Origin of the sequence: Actinopolymorpha alba DSM 45243, assembly GCF_000373925.1 — a bacterium.
GTDB lineage: Bacteria > Actinomycetota > Actinomycetes > Propionibacteriales > Actinopolymorphaceae > Actinopolymorpha > Actinopolymorpha alba.
Map to the genome: position 1 here is coordinate 1 of NZ_KB892812.1, position 24,191 is coordinate 24,191.

The following is a 24,191-nucleotide window of genomic DNA, read 5'->3' on the forward strand; positions in this document are numbered from 1 at the left end:
TTCGGCGGTGACGGCCTGGACCAGCAGCTGAATCAGGACGTCGGCGTTGCGCTGGGACTGGGTGCGGGTGTCATCAGAACCACTCTTGCGGGCGTACTTGTCGAGTAGCGCCTGCAACCGGGCCGCCGCCTCGGGAGGAAGCCGGTAGGAGCCTGTGATGCTGCCGTCGTCTTCCAGNTGTGCTGTCAAGTACCGGTTGCGGTGGGCTTTCTCCTCATCGCGCTGATGCCCATCAGGATCCAGAACCTGTCGCAGGTATTTACCGGCGCGCGCGACCTTCTCCACCGTCGAAAACTCATCGCGAGCCAGATTCAGCAGTGTCTCTTCGGCCACCCGGGCGGCATCATCGTTTTTCAGGACGTCGACGGCCGCGGTGATCGCGGTGGCCATGCCGTAGGAGATCGCTCCCGCAGCCAACGCCGCCGTCGTCGCCTGAAGCCGCCGGAATTGCTTGCCGTTGCGTTGATGCACCGAGGCGGCGTACGAATTCATCCGCCCACCCGCGCGAAGCCACGCCGACGTCGACGAAAATCCCGCCGCCTTCGCTTCCCTAACGCGTGCACCACACCAACGCGAGTGTCGAACGCGAGCCGCACCAGATCAACAACCCGCATCAGCCGATCCGCCTGCTCCAACGCCGCCGCACCAGAATCCGGCACCGGCAACTCCAGCACCGCACGGGCGGCCGACTCCAAAGAAGTAAGCGTCGACTCGGCAACACTCCCCGTCGAACTCATATTCGAATGATAGAGCCCAGTGATCCATTTCGCCAACGAAGAAAGCACCGAAATTCATCAGACTTTTAATCCACAGGCAATATCCACAGGCTGCGATCCCACAGTGCGAAATCCACAAGCTATGTCCACAGGGTGACCCGATTCACCCACCACGCCTCATTCCACAAACAAGCCAGTGCTCCAGGAATGTCGCCCGCCGCCGCTAAGCTCCTTTGTCATGACGAACGCATCCACAGCCCACCCGGTGCAGGTCACCGTCAGTGGCGCGGCCGGGAATGTCGCCTACCCTCTGCTCTTTCGCATTGCCGCCGGCGAGGTATTCGGGCCAGAGACTCCGGTAGTGCTCCGGCTTCTCGAGATCGAGCCCGCCCTCCAGGCCCTCGACGGTGTCGCGATGGAGCTCGACGACTGCGCTTTCCCGCTCCTCTCCGACATCGTCTGCACCGCGGATCGGGAGAAGGCGTTCGACGATACGTCGTGGGCCTTGCTCGTGGGTGCCATGCCGCGTAAGCAGGGCATGGAGCGTGGCGACCTGCTCACCGCGAACGCCGGCATCTTCGGCCCGATCGGTTCCGCCCTCGCGGCCGGCGCGGCTGACGACGTCCGCATCCTTGTCGTCGGTAATCCCTGCAACACCAACTGCCTGATCGCGCGGGCGCACGCGCCTGAGATTCCCGATGATCGGTGGTTCGCGATGACCCGATTGGACGAGAATCGCGCCAGGGCGCAATTGGCCCTGCGGGCCGGCGTACCTGTGGCGCGGGTGAGTAACGTCGCGATCTGGGGCAACCATTCGGCCACCCAGTACCCCGACGGGTTCAACGCCCGGATCGGCGATCGGCCGGCGCCTGAGGTCATTGACGATCAGGTATGGCTACAAGGTGAGTTCATCGAGACCGTGCAGAAGCGCGGCGCGGCGATCATCGCGGCCCGTGGGCAATCCTCGGCCGCCTCGGCGGCCAGCGCGATCGTCGATTCCGTGCGCGCGTTGCATCTGGGCACGCCGGCCGACGACTGGACCTCGATGGCGGTGCTCAGCCGTGGGGAGTACGGCGTACCGGAAGGACTTTCGTTCAGCTATCCGATCACCAGCGAAGGCGCCCATTGGCAGGTCGTCGAGGGTCTGCCGCACGATGCCGAGGCCCGCGAGCGGATCCGCCTAACGACAGAGGAGCTCCTCCAGGAACGCTCACTGGTCGAGGAGTTGCTTCCCTAACGGCGTTGACGTTCCTTCACGAAGCCCTGCCGCCGTCGCTCGCCCGCCTCTGCCATGTCACGACCGAGCAGGCCGAAGAACGTCGCCATCTCATCCAGCCGATCGCCCGCGGGTGTCCCGGCGCCGAGAACGCCGGCGCCCTGACGGGCGGTGTCCGCCCACATCGCGATCGACCGCACACTCGCTGACCAGGCGCGGTACCAAACGTCGTCGTCGATGACGTACCGCTCGCGACGTCCGCGGGGGTCGCGTTCCCGCCTGACCAGTTGGAGGTTTTCGAGGTAGCCGACGGCCTTGGAGATCGAGGCCGGGCTGACCTGTAGTCGCTCGACGAGTTCGGCAGCGGTGACGCTGGTGCTGTCGCTGGTGAGGAAGCACGCGAGAGTTCTGGCGACCATCCGGGGAAGGCCCGTCTCGACCATCATCGCCACGAACCGCTCCGTGAAGCCACGCATGGCCGCGCGGTCACGTTCGTACGGATCGGTGGCCTCTGGTGCGGACGACAGACCCACCCGGCTCCGGCGCGCCCGGCGCCCGGCCGCGCGATGCGCGTGGTCGGCGCGGTAGCCGTCGTATCCGCCGTTGCGGGTCACCTCGCGACTGACCGTCGACGTCGGTCGCTCGAGGGCCCGGGCGATTTCGGCGTACGAATGCCCGTCGGCGAGCCTAGCCGCGATCCGCTGGCGGTCGTCGTACGTCAGGCGACCTCCCGGCATGTCCCCGCCTCCCTGCTCGACTGCCGTGGGGACAGTGTGCGGTCACATCGAGAGTGGTGCAACGCGAATCAGGCAGCGTTGCGTTTGACGGCAGAGTCATTGCAACGTACGGCGTCAAAACCTCGCTAAAACACAGGAAACAACGGCGCTCAGACTTCAGGAGTACGAAAACGCAACGTAGCCTTCGTCGTGAGCTGAAGATTCGAGAGGCGACGACCGAGGCGGCTGGCCCGGCAGCTGGTCCCATCGGCCGGAAGGAGCCGACCATGCCCGACCGCGATCCCGACCTCGCGCCCGCGACGTCCTCCGTCGAGGCCTCCGCGAGTTCCCATGCCACGGCGGAGCCTTTGCCTATGACGCGGGCCCCGGGATGCCCCTTCGATCCGCCACCGGAGCTGGCGCGGTTGCGCGCGGAGCGCCCGGTGAGCCGGATGCTTTACCCCGACGGTCACGTGGGCTGGCTGGTGGCCAGCCGGGTGTTGGTGCGGGAGGTCCTGGCAGACCCGCGGTTCAGCGCCCGCGCGGAACTCATGCACAACCCACTTCCCGGCGCGGCGCAGTCCAACGGACAGCCCGCACCGCCGGGCATCTTCACGCGGACCGACCCGCCGGCACATACCCGCTATCGGCACCTGCTCACCGGGCAGTTCACCGTCCGGCGGATGCGCCAGCTCACCGCACGAGTCCAGGAGATCACCGCGGAGCACCTGGACGCGATGGAGCGGCACGGTCCACCGGTTGACCTGGTGGAGGCCTTCGCCCAGCCCATTCCAGCCCTGATGATCTGTGAACTCCTCGGAGTGCCCTACGACGATCGTGCGCATTTCCAGCGCCAGGCGGGAACGTTGATGCGTCTCGACGTCCCTCTCGAGGAACGCGCCGCCGCCTACACCGCGATGCAGGACTACCTTCGCGAACTTGTGCTCGCCAAGCGGGCGAAGCCCACTGACGACCTGCTCAGCGGCCTGGTCTCCAGCGACCTCGACGACGTCGAGCTGACCAACATCGCGTTCACCCTGCTGGGCGCCGGGCTCGACACCACAACCAACATGCTGGCGCTCGGAGTCTTCGCCCTGCTGTGCAATCCCGACCAGCTGGCCCTCCTGCGAGCCGAACCCGAACTCACCAACCCGGCAGTGGAGGAACTCCTTCGCTATCTGAGCATCATCCCCGGCACCGTTCGGGTCGCGCTGGAGGACGTCGAGCTGGGCGGCCAGCAGATAAGGGCAGGTGAGGCGGTCACCGTCTCCATCCCGGCGGCCAACCGCGACCCGGAGCGGTTCAGCGATGCCGACACCCTCGACCTGCACCGCTCGGCTACCGGGCACGTCGCCTTCGGACACGGCATCCACCAGTGCCTCGGGCAGCAACTCGCCCGCATCGAGATGCAGGTCGGATATCCCGCGCTGTTCACGAGGTTTCCGACGCTCCGGCTGGCCGTGCCAGCTGGGGATGTGCCGATGCGTACGAACATGCTCATCTACGGTGTCCACCGACTGCCGGTCACCTGGGATGGCGCGTAATCGCTCGACTGACAAGGAGAACGGGGAGAAACGCACGTATGGAACGCGAGAAGATCACGCTGACCGGTGCCCAGGAAACCTTGCTGGCCACGTTGTACGCCCGGGCGCTGGACAGCCGCGCGCCCCGCTCCGTCCTGCACGACCACGAGGCCGACGAGGCGATCCGGCGGATCGACTACGACTTCGGCAAGACGGCCATGAACGCCACGACCGCGGCCGGGGTGGCGCTGCGAGCCCGGCAGCTCGACCAGTGGACCACGGCGTTCTTGACCGATCACCCCGAGGCCACCGTGCTGCATCTTGCCTGCGGCCTCGACACCCGGGTCCACCGGATCAGCCGCGACCACGTGGTGGGGGTGGGCCCGGCGGGCGAAGCCCGGAGGGGCCGGAACCACACCGTGGGGGTGGGCCCGGCGGGTGAAGCCCGGAGGGGCCGGAACCACACCGTCCGTTGGTTCGACGTCGACTATCCCGAGGTCATCGAGCTGCGCGAACGCCTCCTCCCGAAGCCCACCGGCGACTATCAGATGCTCGGCGCCTCGGTGACCAGCGACGACTGGCTCGACGCCGTACCCAACGACCGTCCCACGGTGGCCGTCTTCGAGGGCCTGACGATGTATCTCACCAAGGAGGAGGGCCGGCGGCTCATCCAGCGGATCACCGGGCGATTCCCGAGCGGCCAGCTCCTCTTCGACTGCTACGGCTCGCTGGGCATCCGGCTGCAGAAGCTGGTGCCCGCGGTACGCAAGGCCGGCGCCACGCTGCACTGGGGCATTGACGACCCGCACGAGATCGAGGGCTGGCACGCGGGGCTGGAATGCCTCGACGACCTGCGGAGCGTCGACATGCCGGGCCTGGACCTGCTGCCCCGGTCAGGACAGGTGAGTATGTGGGTGATGGCCCATCTGCCTGGATTCCGTGACATCGGCCGGATCCTGCGCTATCGGTTCTGACGCCTTGCCGGCCTGAGGTGGGGCCGAGGCAGGGAACTCCCTCGGCGAGAGGTCGCAAGCTGTAGACAGGGAAGGGCGGGTGGGGGTGGGCCCAAGCGGGCGTAGCCCGCGAGGGGCTGGAACCAGCACTGTGGGGGTGGGCCCAAGCGGGCGTAGCCCGCGAGGTGCTGGAACCACCACAGTGACCTCTCAAAAAAACGGAAGCCGGCGTTGCTTCCGTCGCGAACCGGGGGTGCTCGACATGAACGCACACATCACTGCCGATCCGCGGTACTCCAAGGCCCACCTCATCGATCCGAGCCCTTACGGCTACATCCACATCGGCGCGGAGATCAGCCCGCCATCTCGTCCGGGCCCGATCCTGCGCCGAAGCCCCGAGAAAAGAAGGCTCGAGAACCACCTGAAAGGCCTGGGCCGCCAACTGGAACAAGTCGACAATGTCGTGAAAGTCACGGTGTACGACGCGGTCGGCATCCCCCCGCTGCAGCGGCTGCCCTATGTCAGGGAACGCATCAACACGATCGAGCTCCCGCGGTTTGACGTCGCCATCCTCGTCGAAACCACCTCGCCGACCGTGATCCCCGAGGCGCAGGCATCACAGGCGTACGACGCGCTCCTCGGCGCGCTGGGAGAGCAGGCCAAACGAACCCGCGTCACCACCGCCCGCAACGCCAAGCGGATCGGCGACGTCGACAAGACTCGGCCAGGCACCTTTATTTTCAACCATTTCGTTGCCGATGACGCCGCTGTCATGGTCGACCTTTTCGACTACCTTGCCGGATGGTTCGAGGTCGAGGCGGGGCTGGACAATTCGACTCTCCTCACGCCACTTGAGGAATCTCCGTACGTCGCAATCAACCACGCTCGCTCGGGCGGCAGTCCGGTGCGGCTCGCGGCGCGCGTGTTCCCGAAGAAGAGCTTCCGCGACTATGTGCTGGGCAACCTTCAGGCGAACAACGTCGGCGCGATGCCGGTCTTGTACCGCCTCGCCTAGGCGGTGCGGGCAAAGGTCGCTCCGCGGATCGTCATAGGGTCGGTGCCACTCGTACCAGTCGACCTTCCGCCGGGACGGTGTGGTGGCTTTGGATGGCTCCGTAGAGGGAATCGTGCCAGCTTCGGCATACCGCGTGATCGGCCTGATGTCGGGTACGTCGTACGACGGCATCGACGTGGCCGTCGCGGATCTGGCGTTCGACGGTGACACGATCGTGCTGAGCCCACTGGGCGCGTTGGAGCACGCTCACCAGCCGGAGGTTCGCGACCTCATCGCCAGTGTGCTGCCCCCGGCGCGCGTCACTCTCGAGGATGTCTGCCGGCTCGACACCCTGCTCGGTCAGGCGTTCGCGGACGCGGCGGCGCGGGGGATCGCCGAGCTGGCCGGCGGTCGAGCCGACCTGATCGTCTCCCACGGACAGACGGTCTTTCACTGGATTGAGGCCGGCCGGGCGCTCGGCACCCTCCAACTCGGCCAGCCCGCCTGGATCGCCGATCGCACCGGCACGCCCGTCATCTCCGACCTGCGCGCCCGCGACATCACCCGCGGCGGGCAGGGTGCCCCGCTGGTGAGCGTCCTCGACGTCCTTCTCCTCCCGCCCGGTGACGCGCCCAGGGCCGCCCTCAACCTCGGCGGGATCGCCAACCTCACACTCATCCGGCCGCTGGGTGGTTCCAGCCCGACCCGGGCTTCGCCCGTCTGCGCCCACCCCTACGGCCACGGGAGCGTGCTCGCCTACGACCTTGGCCCGGCCAACGCGCTCATCGACCTGGCCTGCCGTCGCTACTTCAACGAGCCGTACGACGCCGACGGTCGGCATGCCGCCGCGGGTCGCCTCCACGGGGAGTTGCTGGCCGCGCTCCTCGACGAGCCGTACTTCGACCGCCCGGCGCCCAAGTCGACCGGCAAGGAGCTGTTCCATACGGGCTACCTCGACGCCCGGCTGGCCCTCCTCCCAGACGAGCCGCCGGCGGCCGACGTCGTGGCCACCGTCACCGAACTCACGGCCAGAATCGTCGCCCGGGAGTGCGCGCGGCACGGGATCCGTGAGCTGGTCGCGTCCGGTGGCGGCGTACGCAATCCGTGGCTGATGCGGCGCATCGCCGACCTGGCCGGGCCGGCCGTCCACGTCGGACTGATCGACGACGCTGGTCTTCCAGCTGACAGCAAGGAGGCGTACGCCTTTGCCCTGTTGGGTTTTCTCACCCTCCACGGTGTTCCCGCGACGATCCCGGCGTGCACCGGAGCGGACCGGCCGGTGTTTTTGGGCAGCCTCACGCCGGGTAACGAACCGCTGCACGTTCCCCCACGATCATGCGCGGTTCCGACCCGACTGCGGATCGAGGCCGGGTAAGGCGAGAGGATCAGACCATGACGGAAACGACGACCGAGACCACCGAGACGACGGGTCAGCCCGTCCAGGCTGACATCGCGGTCACCGGCCTGGCCACGATGGGCCGCAACCTGGCCCGCAACCTCGCGCGCCACGGGCACATCGTTGCTGTTCACAACCGCACGAAGGCGCGTACCGACGCGCTCATCGCGGACCATGGCAACGAAGGCACCTTCGTGCCGGCCGCCTCGCTCGAAGAGCTCGTCGCCGCACTGAAGCGGCCGCGCAAGGTGATCATCATGGTGCAGGCGGGTGCGCCCACCGACGAGGTGATCGAGCACCTGGCCACCATCCTCGAGCCGGGCGACATCGTGGTCGACGGCGGCAACGCGCACTTCATCGACTCCCGGCGGCGCGAGTCCGCGCTGCGCGAGCGTGGCCTCCACTTCGTGGGCACCGGTATCTCCGGTGGCGAAGAGGGCGCACTGAACGGCCCGAGCATCATGCCCGGCGGCACCGCCGAGGCCTACCAGACCCTGGGGCCCATCCTCGAATCCATCGCCGCCCGGGTCGACGACACCCCCTGCTGCACCCATGTCGGTCCCGACGGCGCCGGACACTTCGTCAAGATGGTCCACAACGGCATCGAATACTCCGACATGCAGCTCATCGCCGAGGCGTACGACCTTCTCCGTACGGTCGTCGGAAAGTCGCCGGAGGAGTTGGCGGGAGTCTTCCGGAGCTGGAACGAAGGCGACCTCGAGTCATTCCTCATCGAGATCACCGCGGAAGTGCTCGCGACCAAGGACCCGCGCACCAACGGCCCCCTCGTCGACGTGATCCTCGACCAGGCCGAGCAGAAGGGCACCGGCCGCTGGACGGTGCAGATCGCACTCGACCTCGGGACACCTGTGTCGGGGATCGCCGAGGCGGTCTTCGCGCGGTCACTGTCGGGCCACGCGGAGCAGCGGGCGGCGGCGCGTGGTGTGCTCGCCGGGCCGTCCGAGAAGGTGACGATCGAGAAGCCGGACGAGTTCATCGAGGACGTCCGTCGCGCTCTCTACGCGTCGAAGGTTGTCGCGTACGCGCAGGGCTTCGACATGATCCGCGCCGGTTCGGAGATGTACGACTGGACCATCGACCTCGGCGCCATGGCCGCGATCTGGCGGGGCGGCTGCATCATCCGGGCGCGGTTCCTCGACCGGATCCGTGAGGCGTACGCCAAGACCCCGGACCTCCCGTCGCTGCTGGTCGACCCGTACTTCGCGAAGACGGTCAGCGAGGGGCAGGAGTCGTGGCGGCGGGTCGTCGGCGTGGCCGCGTCGGCAGGCGTCCCGGTGCCGGGGTTCGGTGCCGCGCTGGCCTACTACGACGGGCTGCGGCGCGACCGGCTGCCGGCCGCGCTGGTGCAGGGACTGCGGGATCTCTTCGGTGCCCACACCTACCGCCGGGTGGACGCCGACGGGGCGTTCCACCTCAACTGGTCCGAGGACAAGTCCGAACACCAGGCCTGACGCCCGAGTTTGTCAGAGGTTTCTCGGTCTCTTAGTCGAGGAACCTCTGACAAGCCGCTGCAAAGATCGTGCTAACGGTAGCGTGATCAAGCTGCTAACGGTAGGGCAGAAGCCGTGCTAACGGTAGTGTGATCAAGCTGCTAACGGTAGTCTAGGCGGCCATGGAGGGCTATCGGAGCAGGGTCGTCGACGTCGAACTCGATGAGTTGTTGCCAAGTTTGGCCGCGATCAGCCTGGAAGGTCCGAAAGGCGTCGGCAAGACCGCGACCGCAAGCAGGCGCGCGGCGACCATAGTCGCTCTAGACGACCCGACTCAGCGTGAGCTCCTGCGAGCGGATCCCGCTCGGCTCGATCGTTCTCCGGCACCCGTGCTCATTGACGAGTGGCAGCGAGAACCCGCCGTGTGGGATCTGGTGCGGCGCAGCGTTGACCGCGACCCCATGGCGGGCCGGTTCCTACTCACGGGCAGCGCCACCCCGATCGCAGAGCCAACACACTCCGGCGCCGGACGGATCGTCACGCTGCGCATGCGGCCCATGAGTCTGGCCGAGCGCGGGCTTGTCACCCCCACAGTTGGGCTGTCCGAGCTGCTCGCGGGACGTCGTCCGGCACTGGACGGTTCATGCGAGCTTGGCCTATCCGAGTACGCGGAAGAGATCGTGCGCTCTGGTTTTCCGGGCATCCGCGACCTGCCGGCAAGGGCGAGGCGAGCACAGCTCGATGGATACCTCGCACGCATAGCGGAGAGAGACTTCCCGGAGCAGGGCCATCTTGTTCGCCGTCCGGCGACACTGAGGGCATGGCTCGCCGCCTATGCGGGTGCAACAGCCACGACGGCGTCCTACAACGTCGTTCTCAATGCGGCGACGCCAGGCGATGACGACAAGCCCGCGAGAACCACCACCATCGGGTATCGGGATGTCCTGTCACAGTTGTGGTTGCTTGATCCGCTCCCCGGCTGGACACCAAGCCGGAACTCGTTCGCCAGGTTGGGCACGGCACCCAAACATCATTTGGCGGATCCTGCTCTGGCGGCGCGCCTGCTCGGCGCCGAGGTGCCCGCACTGCTCGATGATTCGATTCCCGGAGTGCCAGTTCCTCGGCAGGGGACGCTGCTCGGTGCCTTGTTCGAGTCACTCGTGACATTGTGCGTGCGGGTGTATGCCCAAGCCGCCGAGGCCACCGTGCACCACCTGAGAACCCGGAACGGCGATCATGAAGTCGACCTGATTGTCCAGCGAGCCGACCATCGGGTGGTAGCTGTCGAGGTCAAGCTCGGACCAACAGTTGATGACCGCGATACCGTCCACCTCAGGTGGCTACGAGACCGGCTCGGCGATGACCTCCTGGATGCGGTCGTCGTCACTACGGGCCAGCATGCCTACCGAAGAGAAGACGGCATAGCGGTAGTGCCCGCCGCCTTGCTGGGGCCATGATGCAAGCGCGGCACTATCTGGCCATCGCCAGGCAGCGTGCCTCAGGATCGCAGCGCAGGCGCCGAGCCCAGAAGCGGTAGCGTCGCGGATATGCGTATCTCAGTGTCGTCTGACATGTCCGCCGGGGTCGCCCCTCACCTCGTGGAGGAGCTGCGCCGGCGCGGCCACACGGTCCTCACGCACGGCGCCCTCAACCCCGCCGAACGCGACGACTGGGCGTGGAGTGCGGAGGCTTCCGCCCGCGACGTCGCCGACGGTCGGGCTGACCAGGCAGTGGTCTGCTGCTGGACGGGGACGGGTGCGTCCATCGCGGCCAACAAGGTGTCCGGTGTGCGGGCGGCGCTGTGCGCTGACGGCTACACCGCCGGCGGTGCCCGGCGATGGAACGCCGCGAACGTCCTGGCGCTCAGCCTCCGGGTGGTGTCGGAGCCCTTGCTGGGTGAGATTCTGGACGCGTGGTTCGCGGGCGAGCCGAGTGGGGAGCCCGACGATCGCGCCAATGTTGACCATCTTGACGAGATCGCTCAGGCCCCCGTGGGAGGCCGCCCAGCGGACTGAACGACCTCCCACGGGCGGACGGACCCCCGCGTACCGACCCCCGCGTACCGACCCCCGCGTACCAATCCCCCGCCGGATTGCTTTCTTGTGGTGGTTCAGCCGTTGTGCAGGAGCGCGTGGATCTCGGCCAGCTGGGCCGGCTTGAGCGGCCCGAACTCCAGTGCACCGGCGTTCTCCTCCACCTGGGCCACGCTCTTGAAGCCGGGGATCGGGATCGTCCGTTCGCTGCGTCCCCAGATCCAGGCGAGTGCGCCCTGGGTGAGTGTCCGGCCGTCGCTGCGCAGGATCTCCCGTACCGCTTCGAGCTTGGCGAGCAGCTCGGGGTTCGGCTTGCCGTCCTTGAACCACTGGATCGAGGGTGCGTTCGCGCGTACGTCGTCCGCTGGCAGCTGGAAGTCGGCGCGGAACTTCCCGGTCAGCAGGCCCATCGCGAGCGGCGCGCGGTTGATGCTGGCCACGTCGAATTCCTGACAGGCGGCGAGCATCTCGGGTGCGTCGCTGAAGATGTTGAGGTCGTGCTGGATGGAGGCGCAGTGCTCTCCGGTGGCGAAGAGCTTGGCGTTGCCCACGTTGTCGGTGCTCCAGCCGTACGCCCGGATCAGCCCATCAGCGACCATGTCCTCGAGGACGGCCCGGATGGTGAGCGCGGCGTCTTCGGGGAGTTCGCCGATGTGTAGCTGGTAGAGGTCGATGTAGTCGGTGCCGAGGCGGGTGAGTGAGGCCTGGCAGGCGCGGCGTACGTATTCCGGCGAGGGGTCCTCCCCGATGAGCTCGCGGAGGTTCTCGTCGTAGGTGTAGCCGAACTTTGTCGCGATGACGGCGCGGCCCCGGTCGCTGCCGAGCGCCTTGCCGAGGACGCGTTCGCTGTGACCGGTGCCGTAGGCGTCGGCCGTGTCGAAGAACGTGATTCCGAGGTCGAGGGCCCGGCGGATGGCCCGCGCGGATTCAGTGTCGTCGACTTCGCCCCACCCGTCGGGTTGGCCGAACATCGTGAATGGGCCCCCGATCGCCCAGCAGCCGAGGCCGAGGGCGCTGACTTCGATCTGCGTACGCCCCAGCCGGCGGGGCGCGGTGAGTGCATGTGCGTTCATGACAGTCAGCGTAGGGTCGGGTTGGCATGGTTACCCGTGCCGTTCTGGTGGGCAGAATTCCAGACCAATGTTGGGCGCCCGCGGCAGGCCCCACAGGTTGGCCCACAGGTTGGCCCACAGGTTGGCCCACAGTGGGGGTACGCCGGGGAGATCGGTAGCGGCCCGGTCTACTCTCGGAGCGTGACCGAAACCGCACCTGTCCGCTATGCCTATCTCGGTCCCGAGGGCACCTTCACCGAGGCGGCGCTGCGTACCCTGCCGGGCGTCGCGCAGGCGGAGTTGCGACCGTCTGCCACCGTTCCCGCCGCCTTGGATGCCGTACGCATGGCCGAAGCCGACGGCGCCCTCGTGCCCATCGAGAACTCCGTCGAGGGCGCGGTCCCGGTGACCCTCGACGAGTTGGCGGGCGGACACCTCCAGATCATCCGGGAGGTCCTCCTGCGGGTGTCGTTCGTCCTGATGGCGCGGCCAGGCACCCAACTCGAGGACTGCAAGCGGATCACCACGCACCCGCACGCGGCCGCCCAGTGCCGGCGATGGTTGGCCGAACACCTTCCGCAGGCCACCGTGCTGCCCGCCTCGTCCACCGCCGCCGCGGCCGCCGCGGTCGCGGAGGGCGCGTCGGAGTTCGATGCGGCGATCGCGCCGTCGCTCGCGGCCGAGAAGTACGGCCTCGCGATGCTCGCGACCGAGATCGAGGACACTCAGGACGCCGTGACGAGGTTCGTGCTCGCGGCGCGGCCGGCGCCTCCGCCGCCGCCCACTGGCTCCGACAAGACGTCGATCGTCGCGTTCATCCGGGACGATCATCCGGGCGCCCTGCTGGAGATCCTGGACGAGTTCGCGGTCCGCGGTGTCAACCTGACCAGGATCGAGTCCCGGCCGACCGGCGACGGCATCGGCCGCTACTGCTTCTCCATCGACTGCGAAGGGCACGTCAACGAGGCCAGGGTTGGTGAGGCGCTGATGGGGCTGCGCCGGGTCTGTGCGGACGTCCTGTTCCTCGGTTCCTACCCGCGGGCCGACGGCGCGCGGATCGCCCTGCGGACGGGTACGACGGACGCGGCCTTCGAGGCCGCTGCCGCCTGGCTCGCCGCCCTCAAACAGGGCCACTGACCTGCTGACCGCGGGCGCGCCAGCCTGACTCCATGCCGATGGACCGCGTACTCGCGCAGGTGGCCCGGGAGTTCGAACTCGGTACGCCGATCAGCGTCGAACCACTGGCTGGCGGGTCGGTACACGTCGTCAAGCTGACCACGTCCCGTGGCAGCTATGTCGTGAAGCCGGTCTACCAGGCGGTCGAACTCGAGCTCTACAGCACCGTCGAACGGACACTCAACGCCCGCGGTATCCGGCAGGCCCGGCTCTTCCGCACTTGAACCCGAGCGGGCACTCATCGGCCCCATGCTGCTGCGCGAGGCTCTTCGCCGGCTGGCTACGCCGCTGGCGGGGGCGCATGACACCGGTGCGCGGGTAGCCGAGGAGTCCACCCGGATGCGGTACGCCGCGCTGCTCCGCGTACTGGCCGTCGTCAAAGGTCCGGACTCGGCTCTGGCGTGAGGTCCGCGGACCCTGAGGGATGCGGAAGACCGGCTGTGCTAGACATGCCCGGCACCGGTTTCGGTGTGGGGGTGGGGATGGGTCCATCTGTGTGTGGGGCTGCTCGTCGGGTCTGATCCCGGTAGCTCCCGGGCCACAGGAATCGACTGCAGGGAGGGGTCGTGCGGATGCGCGCGCGTACGTGGGTTGTAGGTGCTGTTGTTGCGATGGTTGCGGTTGGTACGAGCACGCTGGCAAACGCAGCGACCTCGGCGGAGACCGCTCCCGCGCCGGTGAAGAGCCTTGGCGTTCCGCTCCCGGTGAGCTACTTCTCGGCGATCGAACTCGACGAGGCGCGCGGCCGGCTGTATGTCGCGCAGAGCATCGGCTACGACCTCCCGTTGGCGGTCATTGACCTGGATGGACGCCTGCTCTCGCACGTCGACGCGGTGAAGGATGTCACCGACGTCACCTTGAGCGACGATGGCCGGACGTTGTACGTCGCGCAGGGCTATGACCGGGTGACCGCGCTGGACGCGGAAAGCCTGCGGGTGACCGGCGTCTACCCGGCGCCGGACGGCGTTTGCCCCACCTCTGTCGAGGCGACCGGCGGGAAGGTGGTGGCGGGCTACCTCAACTGCGGCGCCGGCTCGGGTGGCCTGGCCATCTGGTCCGCACCGAACACCTCGCCACGCCTGTTCACTGAGGCGGTCGACTACAACCCGGTTCTCGACACCAGCCCGGGCGCGCCCGGTCTGGTCGTCGCCGGTGACGCGGGGGTCAGCCCCGTCGAAACGTTCGTGATTGACCTCTCCGACGACACGCCCTGGATCCGCGCCCGCCGCTCCGTCGACGGATTGCTGCGGGACTACGCCATGAGTCCCGATGGGACCACGGTGGTGCAGTCCAGCGGATGGCCGTACGAACACCGGACCTACAAGGTGTCGGATCTGACCGACGGTGAGATCTATCCGAGTGGCGCCTACCCGGTCGACGCGGCCTGGTCGGGTGACGGGTCGACGGTCGCCGTCGCGCGGCACCCATCGAGCAGCGATCCGGACGTGTATCTCTACGCCAAGGGCGCGACTGTGCCGAGGTACGTGGTCGACTTCCACCCCGGCGAGGACACGTCGTACCGCACCCTTCTGGTCAACCGAGCCGGCACCCGGGCGTGGGTGGTGACCAGCGATCTCTACGGCCAGAGCCTCACCCTGCATTCGTTCGGTCCAGCGCACGCGCCGATCCCGCCGTACACCGACCTGACCCTCACGGCCAGGGTGGGGAAGGGCAAGACCAGCCAAACGGCGACGGTCACCGCGACCCTGCGCTTCCCGGTTGTGGGCCTGCGGCAGGTACGCGTGACGGCCTCCACCAACGGCGGCGCCGAAAAGCAGATCCTGAGCGCCATGCTGGACGAGAACGGCCAGACCACCGGCACGTACGCCCTCCCGCGAGGGACCACCACGTTCACGGCGCGCTACACCGACTTCGACGGGTGGTACCCATCGAAGACCGTCACCACCACGCTCACCCGGTAGCGGGAGCGTAGGCAAGGAAACGTTGACGCACAGCGCGTAACGCGTAATGCCGGCGGAGGTCAACGTGCCTGCGAATGACGTGCCGCCCGCGGATGCCGCGGGCGGATTAGTCCGGCCCCGAAGCACCGGCAATCGTGGCCCTGCTCGTCGCACTCGTGCTCGGGTGGGTCGTCCCGTTCGGGGTGTACGCCTGGCTGGGTCCCAGGGTTTCGTACCGCTGGTTCGACTGCCTGATCCTGCTGATCCCGATCAGCGGCGTGATCTGGTCGTAGTGCGGAGGTGGCTCGGCATATCCGTGAGGACTGCGAAATCTGGTAGGCGGTGGGGGCGACCCTGCATCCCGAACGGCGCCCGCAGACTCCTCGTCTCGCCGCCGCCCATAGGCGTACGACGTCACTCGCCGGACAGGTGCTCGATCATCCGGGCGAGTTGGTCGGCGTAGTGCTGGGCGAACTCCTCAGAGTCGGGGTCGGCGTCGAAGATGCTCCGCGCGAGTTGAGGCAGCGTGGCAGGCGCGGTGGCCGCGGCCATGAACGCCAGTAGGAAGCAACGCGGGTCGAGGTCGCCGGCCAGCTCACCCGCGCGTTGCCGGCGCCCCAGATCCTCCAGAGCCTGTCGCATCCGGGCGGTACGGTGCTCGCCGCCCGCGTCACCGCTGTCGGGTGAGAGCCCTTCCCAGGCGAGGAGTCTCGCAAGGTCCCGGTCGCGAGGGATCCGCGCGACGTAGCTGGTGGTCAGGTCGGCGAGCGACTGGTCCTGCTGCCCGGCGACGACGGCGTCCTCGCCTTCCTGCCATCTGGCGAGGATCGCCTGGTAGAGCCCGGCCTTGCCGCCGAAGTAGTAGGAGATCAGCTGTTTGTTCAGGCCGGCTCGCTCGGCGATCTCGCTGACCCGCGCTCCGGCGAATCCCTTGGCTGAAAACTCCGCGAGCGCCGCTTCGACGATCCGCTCCCGGGTGCGCTGGGGGTCGCGGCGGCGTTCGGCCTGGTCGGGGGTACGCCGGGGGCGTGCGTTGGACGTCGTACGAGAACGCGACGGGGAGTCGGTACGCCTGGCCATGCCTGCGATCGTACTCCAGTCATCCATCGAGATGATTTTTCATCCGTACGGTTGACTAATTTCAACCATGCGGATGAACTTGTCCGGGTCGGGGTTGTGATGAGCCAGCCACAGCGCAGCCCAACGACGTCGCACACCCCTGATCGGCCCGACAGAAGGAGTACGTCATGGCGACCGAACACACCCCGGTCCTGGTGGTCGGCGGTTCACTGACCGGACTGTCCAGTGCGGTGTTCCTGGCCTGGCACGGAGTGCCGTGCGTGGTTGTCGAACGCCACCCGGATCTGCTCATGCATCCACGGCTCCGAGGCATCGGCCCGCGCACCATCGAAGCGTTCCGCCAGGTCGGACTGGAGTCCGCGATCCAAGCGGCGAGCTATGGGGGAACCGACTTCCGGTGGGAACCGATCCGGGCGGAGACGCTCGCCGATGCGGAGTACGCCGGCCTCCCGGAGGAGGGTGACGGCGAAGACCTGACCGCGGCGAGTCCCTGCGGCTTCGGGCCGATCGACCAGGACCGGCTGGAGGTCGTGCTTCGGGCCAGGGCGACCGAACTCGGAGCGGACCTGCGGTTCGCCACCGAGCTCACGGCGTTCGAACAGGGCGCGGACGGCGTGACGGCGCGGCTGCGGGACGGGCGTACCGGCCAGGCGTACGACGTGCGCGCCGACTATCTCATCGCGGCTGACGGCTGGACGAGCCCGCTTCGCCAGCAGCTCGGCATCGAGGTGGATGGGCCGGGCGCCTTGTTCCACACGATCACCGCCATCGTGGAAGCTGACCTCAGTCCGGCTACCCGCGGCCGCCGGGTGAGCCTGGCGTACCTGCAGCAGCCGCAGCCGTTCACGATCGTGATGGCCCACGACGAGATCGGACACCGCTGGGTCTTCGGCACCGGATATTCCCCCGAGCACGAATCGCTCAATGACTACACCGACGAGCGGGTCGCCGACTTGGTGCGTTCCGCGGCGGGGTTGCCCGATGTCAAGGTCACCTTGCACGCGCAGATTCCTGGTACGGACAAGAAGGTGCTCGGCTTCAGCATCGGGGCACAGGTCGCGCGTAACTACCGCGCCGGTCGGGCCTTCCTCGTCGGCGATGCTGCCCACCTGGTTCCGCCAACCGGAGGTCTGGGTGGCAACGCCGGCATCCAGGACGCCCACAACCTGGCCTGGAAGCTCGCTGCGGTGGTTCGGGGCGAGGCGGGGCCCGGGCTGCTGGACACGTACCACGACGAACGCCAGCCGATCGGCCAGCTCACGATGGCGCAGGCGTTCGCGCGGTTCGGCTCCCGGATGGGTCCCGGTGCGGAGGTTCCGCTGATCGACTACGCGTCGGTGGCGATGGGCTATCAGTACCGCTCGGCGGCGATCACCGGTGCGGCCGAAGACACGGCACCGCTGCGGCCGCAGGACCTGGCCGGGCAGCCGGGTACCCGCGCGCCGCACCTCACAATCACCAAGCAGGGCAGGGAAATCTCGACGATCGACCTGTATGGCCGGACCTTTGTCCTGCTCGCCGGGGCGGACGCCGGGCCGTGGGTCGAGGCGGCCCGCGGCGTGGCCATGAAGCTGGACCTGCCGGTCGAGGCGTACCGGTTCGGCGTGGAACTCACTTCCGCCGACGGGCCAGCTAGGCACGGGATCGGGACGGACGGTGCGTTGCTCGTACGCCCGGACGGAGTGGTCGCCTGGCGCAGCCAGCACGGCACGAGCGACGCCACGGCCGAGCTGACCGAGGTGGTCCGCGCCGTGTTGCATCGGGCGTGAAGTGCTGCCGACGCTGTTGGCGCGGACCACGACGATCGGACTCAGCCGGCCGGGACCGACTCCCGGGCGGCCTCACTTGTCACCGCGACCGCGCCCATGTCGCCGTTCAGCGGCTTGAAACTCCGCAGCCGCAGGCTGTTGCTCACCACGAACACCGACGAGAACGCCATTGCCGCGCCCGCGATCATCGGGTTGAGCAACCCGGCCGCCGCCAGTGGCAATGCCGCCACGTTGTACGCGAACGCCCAGAACAGGTTGCCCTTGATCGTCCGCAAGGTACGCCGGGACAGCCGGATCGCGTCGGCCGCCGCCCGCAGGTCGCCCCGGACCAGCGTCAGGTCGGATGCCTCGATCGCCACGTCGGTGCCGGTACCCATGGCCAGGCCAAGGTCAGCCTGGGCGAGCGCGGCGGCGTCGTTGACCCCGTCGCCGACCATCGCGACCGTACGCCCGTCAGCCTGGAGCCGCTGGACGACCTCGACCTTGTCCTTCGGTAGGACCTCAGCGATCACCTCGTCGATGCCGACGGTCGCGGCGACCGTACTGGCCACGGTCTCGTTGTCACCGGTGAGCAGCACCGGCCGCAGGCCGAGCTGCTTGAGCTGGGCGACCGCCTGCGCGGAGGTGGGCTTGATCTGGTCGGCGACGGTCAGCACCGCGCGCGCCTCGCCGTCCCAGCCGACCGCGACGGCGGTCTCGCCGCGAGCCTGCGCGTCGGCCATCGCCCGCTCGAGCTCCGGCGTCAGGTGCTGGGCCCACTCGGCGAGGAGCTGCGGCCGCCCGACCAGCACGGCGTGCCCGTCCACGATGCCCTGCACGCCGAGACCCTCGACGTTGGCGAAGTCCTCGACCGTGCCCAGCGTGCCAACCCGCTCCGTCGCGCCCTTGGCGATGGCGGCCGCGATCGGGTGTTCGGAGGCGTCCTCCAGCGCGCCGGCCAGGCGGAGCACCTCGTCGGCGGCCACGCCCTCGGCCGTGATGACGTCGACCAGCGCCATCTTGCCGGTGGTCACGGTGCCGGTCTTGTCGAGCACCACGGTGTCGATCTTCCGCGTGGACTCGAGCACCTCCGGCCCCTTGATCAGGATGCCGAGCTGGGCGCCGCGGCCGGTGCCGACCATCAGAGCGGTCGGTGTCGCCAGGCCGAGCGCGCACGGGCAGGCGATGATCAGCACCGCCACCGCCGCGGTGAACGCCGCGGTGAGGCCCGCACCTGTCCCGATCCAGAAGCCCAGCGTCGCGATCGACAAGGCGATCACGATCGGAACGAAGATCCCGGAGATCCGGTCGGCCAGCCGCTGCACCTGGGCCTTGCCGGTCTGCGCGTCCTCGACCAGCCGGGCCATCTGTGCCAGCTGTGTGTCGGCGCCCACCCGGGTCGCGCGGATGAGTAGCCGCCCGCCCGCGTTGACGGTCGCGCCCACCACGGTCTCGCCCGGGCCCACCTCGACGGGTACGGACTCGCCGGTCAGCAGTGACGCGTCGATCGCGGAGGAGCCCTCCTCGACGATCCCGTCGGTGGCGATCTTCTCGCCAGGACGTACGACGAAGACGTCGCCGACCGCCAACTGGTCGGTGGGGATGCGTTCCTCGCGCCCGTTGCGCAGCACCGCGACGTCCTTGGCGCCAAGCTCGAGCAGGGCCCGCAGAGCCGCACCGGCCCGGCGCTTCGAGCGGGCCTCGAAGTAGCGCCCGGCCACGATGAAGGTGATCACCCCGGCGGCCGCCTCGAGGTAGATGTTCATCGAGCCGTCGGAGCGGACGATCGTGAACTCGAACCCGTGCCGCATGCCCGGCATCCCCGCCGTACCGAGGAACAGCGCCCACAGCGACCAGCCGAGCGCCGCGAGCGTTCCGAGCGAGATAAGCGTGTCCATCGTGGCGGCGCCGTGCCGGAGGTTGGTCCAGGCCGCCTTGTGGAACGGCCAACCGGCGTACGTCACGACCGGTGCGGCCAGCGTCAGCGACAGCCACTGCCAGTACGTGAACTGCCAGGCCGGCACCATCGCCATCGCGATCACCGGCACCGAGAGCACGATGCTGGTGATCAGGCGGGTACGCAGGGGACGGAGTTCATCGACCTCGACCGGCTCGGCTGCCTCGCCGGATCCGGAGGCGGCCTTGGGCGGCGGGGGAACCTCCGCGGTGTAGCCGGTCTTCTCGACCGTGGCGATCAGGTCCTGCGGGTTGACGCTCGCCGGGAAGGTGACCTTCGCCTTCTCGGTGGCGTAGTTGACCGTGGCCGTGACGCCCTCGATCTTGTTGAGCTTCTTCTCGATCCGGGCCGCGCAGGAGGCGCAGGTCATCCCGCCGATCGCGAGTTCGATCTGTCCGGACTGGTCGCCCGTGACGGATGCCATCACTCCTCCTTCAGTGGCCGTGCTCGTCGTCGCCGTCCGCGTGGGACGTTGACGGTGTGCGGGATTCCTGCGAGTTGGGTTGCCCCGCCTCGGCTGCCGGCGGGGTGCCGGTTGTCTTGGCGTGCGCGGTGAACTCGGCGGTGCGGACCACTCCTTCGTGCTGGAAGTCGAGGTACAGCCGGTAGCTTCCAGCGCTCGGCACCTCGGCATAGAAGGTAATGTCCGGGCCGGCCTTCGTCTTCCCGTCGCCGGGTTCGCCGTCTGGATGTACGTGGAGGTACGCCAGGTCGCCGCCGCGCAGCGCGACCAGGTGCCCGTAGGCGCCGAGGTAGGGCTGCAGATCGGTGACCGGTTTGCCGTCCTTGCGCACGCTGAGGGTGAGCTTGCTGGTCTGGCCGGGCGTGAGGTCGCCCTTGACCGTGACCGTGTAGCCGTCGACCGTCGCCGTACGCTCGGCGGCCGGCAGGGGAGCGGCCGCGAAGTCGCCCGGCGCGAAGAGATCGGTGCCAAGAGTCAGCCCACCATCCGCGCCCTCGACCTGGAAGTCGGCGAACGCCCGGTAGGTCCCCGCTCCCGGAAGTGTGAGCGGAACGGACCAGACTCCCTTGCCGGCCTCGACCGGGTGGAGGTGCTGGAATCCGCCCAGATCCCGGCGTACGACGATGAAGTGCAGCTTCTTGTCATGCGCGGTGGCGAACTTCGTGACCGGCCGCCCGTCGGGCCCGGTCACCGTGAAACGGAAGTCGGTGCGCTTGCCTGGCGTCACGGTCGGCGTCTGGGGGACCAGGGTGTAGCCGTCCTGGGAGACCTGCAGCCCGCCCGGCACCCCGGCGGCCTCGGCCTTCGTTGACGTCCCGCCGGTGGTGTTCTTGCCGTTCTCGGTGTGGCCCCCGTTGTGCGCGCCTTCTCCCGAAGCCGTGGATTCAGCGCTGGCGCCGACGGGGCCGACCAGCCGGCCGACCCCGATGGCACCACCAAAGGCGACCGCCAGGCCCAGGGCGTACGCCCCCAGCTTGGTCGCAGTATTCATGCCACTCAGTCCTTAATTTCGTAGCCGGCTTCTTCGACGGCGTCGCGGATCTTCGCGTCGTCGATCGAGCCGTCGCTGGTGACTGTCAGTTGACCGGTCGCCAGGTCGACCTTGGTGTCCGTGATCCCGGCAAGCTGGCCGACCTTCGACGTGACCTTCCCTGCGCAGCCGTTGCAGGTCATGCCGGCGACGGTGTAAGTGGTGGCGCTCATCGGCGAACCTCTCTCCCTCTCACTACCCCCAGGGGGTATCTGTCCACGCCCAACTTTGCACAGGCCTCCTCGGAAAGTCAACCCCTACCCCCTACAGGTATTAGATCGGCGTCGCATCGCAGGCGCATACGGGGTAGGGGTATAGTGCCGGCGATCTGTTATCTGGTCTTGGGAGGCTGAGACATGGGAACCATCAACAGGGCCGTGGTTGTGGGCGGTTCGCTGGCGGGCCTGCGCGCGGCGCAGACCCTGCGGCAGGAGGGATTCGCCGGGGACCTCACGGTAGTGAGTGCCGAGTCGCACCTTCCTTACAACCGGCCGCCACTGTCCAAGAGCGTGCTGAACGGCGACGACGATGTGGCTCTTCCCGGTGCCGGGGAGGTCGACTGCCGCTGGATTCGCGGACGCCGGGCGGTGCGGCTGGCTACCGGCGCGGGCCCGAGCGCGGGGACCGGCACGGTCGTCCTGGACGACGGAACGCCGCTCAGCTTCGACGGGCTGGTGATCGCGACCGGGGCCCGGCCGCGCCGGTTTCCCGCGGAGCAGGCGCCGCTCGAAGGCGTCCATGTCCTGCGGACCATCGAGGACGCCCTGGCGCTGCGTGCGTCTCTGGACGCCGGCCCTGACCACGTGGTCGTCATCGGTGGCGGATTTGTCGGCGGAGAGGTCGCCTCGACGGCGCGCGAGAAAGGGCTGGCCGTCACCCTGATCGACGCGGCGCCCCTGCCCATGGTCAGGGCGCTCAGTGCGCATGCCGCCGGCTGGCTCGCCCGGCATCACAAGGAAAATGGCGTGGAGTTGATCTCCGGCGTACGCGTGACCGCCCTTGAGGGCGAGCGCCGCGTCAGCGGCGTCCGGTTGGACGATGGACGGCTCATCCCCGCCAGCCTGGTGGTCGCCGGGCTGGGGGTGGTTCCCAATACCGAGTGGCTCGACGGCAGTGGCATCCGCGTCGAGGGCGGCGTCGTGACCACCGCAACGCTGTTCGCCTCCGGCCTGCCGAACGTCGTCGCCGCCGGAGACGTCGTCCGGTGGCCGCATGAATTGTTCGGGGGCGAGTTGGTACGCGGCGAGCACTGGGCGATCGCCAACGACCAGGCCGCGCTCGCCGCCCGCAACCTGCTGCGAGGACCGGCTGAGGCGGAGCCGTTCACCGACGTACCGTCGTTCTCCACCTATGTCCACCGCGCGCGCGTGCAGTCGGCGGGGCTGCCGCACCTGGCCGACGAAACCCGGATCGTGGCCCGATCCGAGAGCGACGGCAGCCTCGCGGTGGCGTTGGCACGTGCGGGTGTGCTCGTCGGCGCGGCAACCATCAACGGCCACAAGTACCTGATGCGACTCCGGCGCGCCATCGCCGCTCGGACGCCGGTAAGTGAGGTGGTGCTCTGAGCTGCCGGGCCACCTGGCAGTCAGCACAACCGTCAGTGCTGGAAGAGGCGTACTCCCGTGCGGACCAGGCTGATGCCGTGCTCCTCGCAGGCCCGGGCCACCTCGTCGGATCGGATGGAGCCGCCGGGTTCGGCGAGCCAGCGCACGCCATGCGGGGCCGCCTCGTCCACGTTGTCGCGGAAAGGCAGCAGGCCGTCGGAGACGAAGGAAACGTCGGTGAGCGAGGTCGTCGCGGCCGCACTCGCGACAGATGTGTCGGTACGCCGGGCAAACCAGGCATCCACCTTGGCACCCGCGAGCCGCGTGCAGTCGACGCGGGACTGCTGCCCCGCCCCGATGCCGAGCGCCATCCCGTCGCGGACGTAGGCGACGGCGTTCGACTGGGTGTACTTCACCGTGATCAGGCCGAGCAGGAGGTCGTTGACAGCGCCGTCCGGTAGCGGCGTACCGTCCACACTCGTCGCCACCAACTCCGGGGAGAGCGATCGCGCGTCGTTCGGCTGGACCAGCCGCAGGCCGAAGACCTCCCGCACCTCACGTTCTGGTGGTTCGAACGCCGGGTCGGCTTCGAGCACGAGGAAACGTCCGCGCTTCTTGGCGGCCAGGGTGTCAACGCAACCTTGCTCGTAGCCGGGCGCGATGATCCCGTCGCACGCCAGGCGGCGGAGCACCCCCGCCAAAGTCGCGTCGACCGGCTCCGAGACAGCGACGAAATCGCCGTACGACGACGTGGGATCGGCGTCCCGGGCCCGCAGATAGGCCCGCGCGACGGGGCTCAGCGGCGCCGACCCGATCCTGAACTCCTGCCTCGTCGCCTCGTCGATCGGCCCGTCCACCGCGGCGCCGGCCGGCGAGACGTGCTTGAACGACGCGGCCGCGGGTTTCCCGAGCGCCGCCGCGGCCTCCCGGACCAGGCGCCAGGAAGCCAGCGCGTCCAACACATTGATGTACGACGGCGCGCCGTGAACGACGCGCAGCGGCCAACTGCCGGGGCGTACCGGCTCGGCGAAGGCGGGGCGCAGGTGCGGGTTGACGCCGTACCGCAGATCGACGGAGTGAGGCGGGGACGAGTGAGCGGGCGGGGTGGTCGGCTCCATGAGGGTCCTCCTCGGCAGCGGGTTGTGCTGACCGAGGCCCCCAGGCGGTCGAGGCCGATCCGATCGAGTGGTCGCTCCCTGATGGTGTGCACTCCATCGACGCCAGTCGCGACGCGACGAGTGT

The 24,191-nt window shown here is 68.4% G+C and carries 24 protein-coding genes and 1 riboswitch; of the genes, 15 read left to right on the forward strand and 9 right to left on the reverse strand.

Annotated elements, in window-relative coordinates:
• Positions 1-492 (reverse strand): DUF222 domain-containing protein (locus B141_RS44460; protein ID WP_020577356.1); only part of this gene is annotated, 492 nt, incomplete at its 3' end.
• Positions 489-737 (reverse strand): hypothetical protein, encoded by a 249-nt coding sequence (locus tag B141_RS50015; RefSeq protein ID WP_157181196.1) that lies wholly within the window; start codon positions 735-737, stop codon positions 489-491. The genes B141_RS44460 and B141_RS50015, both read right to left, overlap by 4 nt.
• A 217-nt stretch (positions 738-954) precedes the next feature.
• On the opposite strand from B141_RS50015, the gene B141_RS0134880 reads away from it, so the two are divergent.
• Complete coding sequence (locus B141_RS0134880; protein ID WP_020579813.1) at positions 955-1,953, forward strand: malate dehydrogenase; 999 nt, start codon at positions 955-957, stop codon at positions 1,951-1,953.
• Here the strand turns inward: B141_RS0134880 and B141_RS0134885 are convergent.
• Positions 1,950-2,669, reverse strand: coding sequence for a GbsR/MarR family transcriptional regulator (locus B141_RS0134885; protein ID WP_020579814.1), 720 nt, complete (start codon positions 2,667-2,669; stop codon positions 1,950-1,952). The genes B141_RS0134880 and B141_RS0134885 overlap by 4 nt on opposite strands.
• A 266-nt stretch (positions 2,670-2,935) precedes the next feature.
• Between B141_RS0134885 and B141_RS0134890 the strand changes: the two genes are divergently transcribed.
• The 7 genes from B141_RS0134890 (at position 2,936) to B141_RS0134920 (ending at position 10,980) form a co-directional block, all read left to right on the forward strand.
• Entirely contained in the window at positions 2,936-4,192 is a 1,257-nt protein-coding gene (locus B141_RS0134890) for a cytochrome P450 (RefSeq protein WP_020579815.1), read from the forward strand.
• A 38-nt stretch (positions 4,193-4,230) separates the two neighbouring features.
• Positions 4,231-5,145 carry a class I SAM-dependent methyltransferase gene (locus B141_RS0134895; protein WP_020579816.1) on the forward strand — a complete coding sequence of 305 codons (915 nt, stop codon included), beginning with the start codon at positions 4,231-4,233 and terminating at the stop codon, positions 5,143-5,145.
• A 241-nt stretch (positions 5,146-5,386) separates the two neighbouring features.
• Positions 5,387-6,139, forward strand: coding sequence for a hypothetical protein (locus B141_RS44465; RefSeq protein WP_063828706.1), 753 nt, complete (start codon positions 5,387-5,389; stop codon positions 6,137-6,139).
• A 112-nt stretch (positions 6,140-6,251) separates the two neighbouring features.
• Positions 6,252-7,493, forward strand: a complete 1,242-nt coding sequence (locus B141_RS0134905; protein WP_237742888.1) for an anhydro-N-acetylmuramic acid kinase — start codon at positions 6,252-6,254, stop codon at positions 7,491-7,493.
• Positions 7,494-7,510: 17 nt separating this feature from the next.
• The gene (gene gndA / locus B141_RS0134910; protein ID WP_020579819.1) at positions 7,511-8,986 is read left to right on the forward strand and encodes an NADP-dependent phosphogluconate dehydrogenase; all 1,476 of its coding nucleotides are present in this window, start codon (positions 7,511-7,513) and stop codon (positions 8,984-8,986) included.
• Between the two features lie 161 nt (positions 8,987-9,147).
• Positions 9,148-10,422, forward strand: a complete 1,275-nt coding sequence (locus tag B141_RS0134915) for an ATP-binding protein (RefSeq protein ID WP_020579820.1) — start codon at positions 9,148-9,150, stop codon at positions 10,420-10,422.
• 90 nt (positions 10,423-10,512) lie between these two features.
• Entirely contained in the window at positions 10,513-10,980 is a 468-nt protein-coding gene (locus tag B141_RS0134920; RefSeq protein ID WP_026257859.1) for an RpiB/LacA/LacB family sugar-phosphate isomerase, read from the forward strand.
• A 95-nt stretch (positions 10,981-11,075) separates the two neighbouring features.
• Here B141_RS0134920 and B141_RS0134925 read toward each other — a convergent pair whose 3' ends face one another.
• Positions 11,076-12,071 (reverse strand): aldo/keto reductase, encoded by a 996-nt coding sequence (locus B141_RS0134925; RefSeq protein WP_020579822.1) that lies wholly within the window; start codon positions 12,069-12,071, stop codon positions 11,076-11,078.
• A 180-nt stretch (positions 12,072-12,251) separates the two neighbouring features.
• On the opposite strand from B141_RS0134925, the gene pheA reads away from it, so the two are divergent.
• From pheA to B141_RS50025, 5 genes are all read left to right on the forward strand, one after another.
• Positions 12,252-13,187, forward strand: coding sequence for a prephenate dehydratase (gene pheA, locus B141_RS0134930; protein ID WP_020579823.1), 936 nt, complete (start codon positions 12,252-12,254; stop codon positions 13,185-13,187).
• A gap of 32 nt (positions 13,188-13,219) precedes the next feature.
• Positions 13,220-13,450 (forward strand): hypothetical protein, encoded by a 231-nt coding sequence (locus tag B141_RS0134935; RefSeq protein WP_020579824.1) that lies wholly within the window; start codon positions 13,220-13,222, stop codon positions 13,448-13,450.
• 25 nt (positions 13,451-13,475) lie between these two features.
• Positions 13,476-13,631 carry a hypothetical protein gene (locus B141_RS50020; RefSeq protein ID WP_020579825.1) on the forward strand — a complete coding sequence of 52 codons (156 nt, stop codon included), beginning with the start codon at positions 13,476-13,478 and terminating at the stop codon, positions 13,629-13,631.
• A 161-nt stretch (positions 13,632-13,792) separates the two neighbouring features.
• Positions 13,793-15,148, forward strand: a complete 1,356-nt coding sequence (locus B141_RS0134945) for a YncE family protein (RefSeq protein WP_157181524.1) — start codon at positions 13,793-13,795, stop codon at positions 15,146-15,148.
• A gap of 134 nt (positions 15,149-15,282) precedes the next feature.
• On the forward strand, positions 15,283-15,420 hold the full coding sequence (locus tag B141_RS50025; RefSeq protein ID WP_020579827.1) for a hypothetical protein: 138 nt from the start codon (positions 15,283-15,285) through the stop codon (positions 15,418-15,420).
• A gap of 121 nt (positions 15,421-15,541) precedes the next feature.
• On the opposite strand, the gene B141_RS44470 is transcribed toward B141_RS50025, so the two are convergent.
• A complete protein-coding gene (locus tag B141_RS44470) occupies positions 15,542-16,207 on the reverse strand; it encodes a TetR/AcrR family transcriptional regulator (RefSeq protein ID WP_051114280.1) in 666 nt (221 codons plus the stop codon).
• 167 nt (positions 16,208-16,374) lie between these two features.
• Between B141_RS44470 and B141_RS0134960 the strand changes: the two genes are divergently transcribed.
• Positions 16,375-17,976: an FAD-dependent monooxygenase gene (locus tag B141_RS0134960; protein ID WP_020579829.1), complete on the forward strand. Its 1,602-nt coding sequence runs from the start codon at positions 16,375-16,377 to the stop codon at positions 17,974-17,976.
• A 41-nt stretch (positions 17,977-18,017) separates the two neighbouring features.
• Here the strand turns inward: B141_RS0134960 and B141_RS0134965 are convergent, their stop codons facing one another.
• From B141_RS0134965 to B141_RS0134975, 3 genes are read right to left on the reverse strand one after another with little or no spacing between them, the layout of a single operon-like run.
• The gene (locus B141_RS0134965) at positions 18,018-20,336 is read right to left on the reverse strand and encodes a heavy metal translocating P-type ATPase (RefSeq protein WP_020579830.1); all 2,319 of its coding nucleotides are present in this window, start codon (positions 20,334-20,336) and stop codon (positions 18,018-18,020) included.
• Positions 20,337-20,346: 10 nt separating this feature from the next.
• Positions 20,347-21,366 (reverse strand): hypothetical protein, encoded by a 1,020-nt coding sequence (locus B141_RS0134970; protein ID WP_020579831.1) that lies wholly within the window; start codon positions 21,364-21,366, stop codon positions 20,347-20,349.
• 5 nt (positions 21,367-21,371) lie between these two features.
• The gene (locus tag B141_RS0134975) at positions 21,372-21,578 is read right to left on the reverse strand and encodes a heavy-metal-associated domain-containing protein (RefSeq protein WP_020579832.1); all 207 of its coding nucleotides are present in this window, start codon (positions 21,576-21,578) and stop codon (positions 21,372-21,374) included.
• Between the two features lie 183 nt (positions 21,579-21,761).
• Between B141_RS0134975 and B141_RS0134980 the strand changes: the two genes are divergently transcribed.
• Positions 21,762-22,970, forward strand: coding sequence for an NAD(P)/FAD-dependent oxidoreductase (locus tag B141_RS0134980; protein ID WP_020579833.1), 1,209 nt, complete (start codon positions 21,762-21,764; stop codon positions 22,968-22,970).
• 32 nt (positions 22,971-23,002) lie between these two features.
• Here B141_RS0134980 and B141_RS0134985 read toward each other — a convergent pair whose 3' ends face one another.
• On the reverse strand, positions 23,003-24,067 hold the full coding sequence (locus B141_RS0134985; protein WP_020579834.1) for a hypothetical protein: 1,065 nt from the start codon (positions 24,065-24,067) through the stop codon (positions 23,003-23,005).
• Between the two features lie 31 nt (positions 24,068-24,098).
• Positions 24,099-24,187: riboswitch (ZMP/ZTP riboswitch) on the reverse strand.
• Between the last annotated feature and the right edge of the window lie 4 nt (positions 24,188-24,191).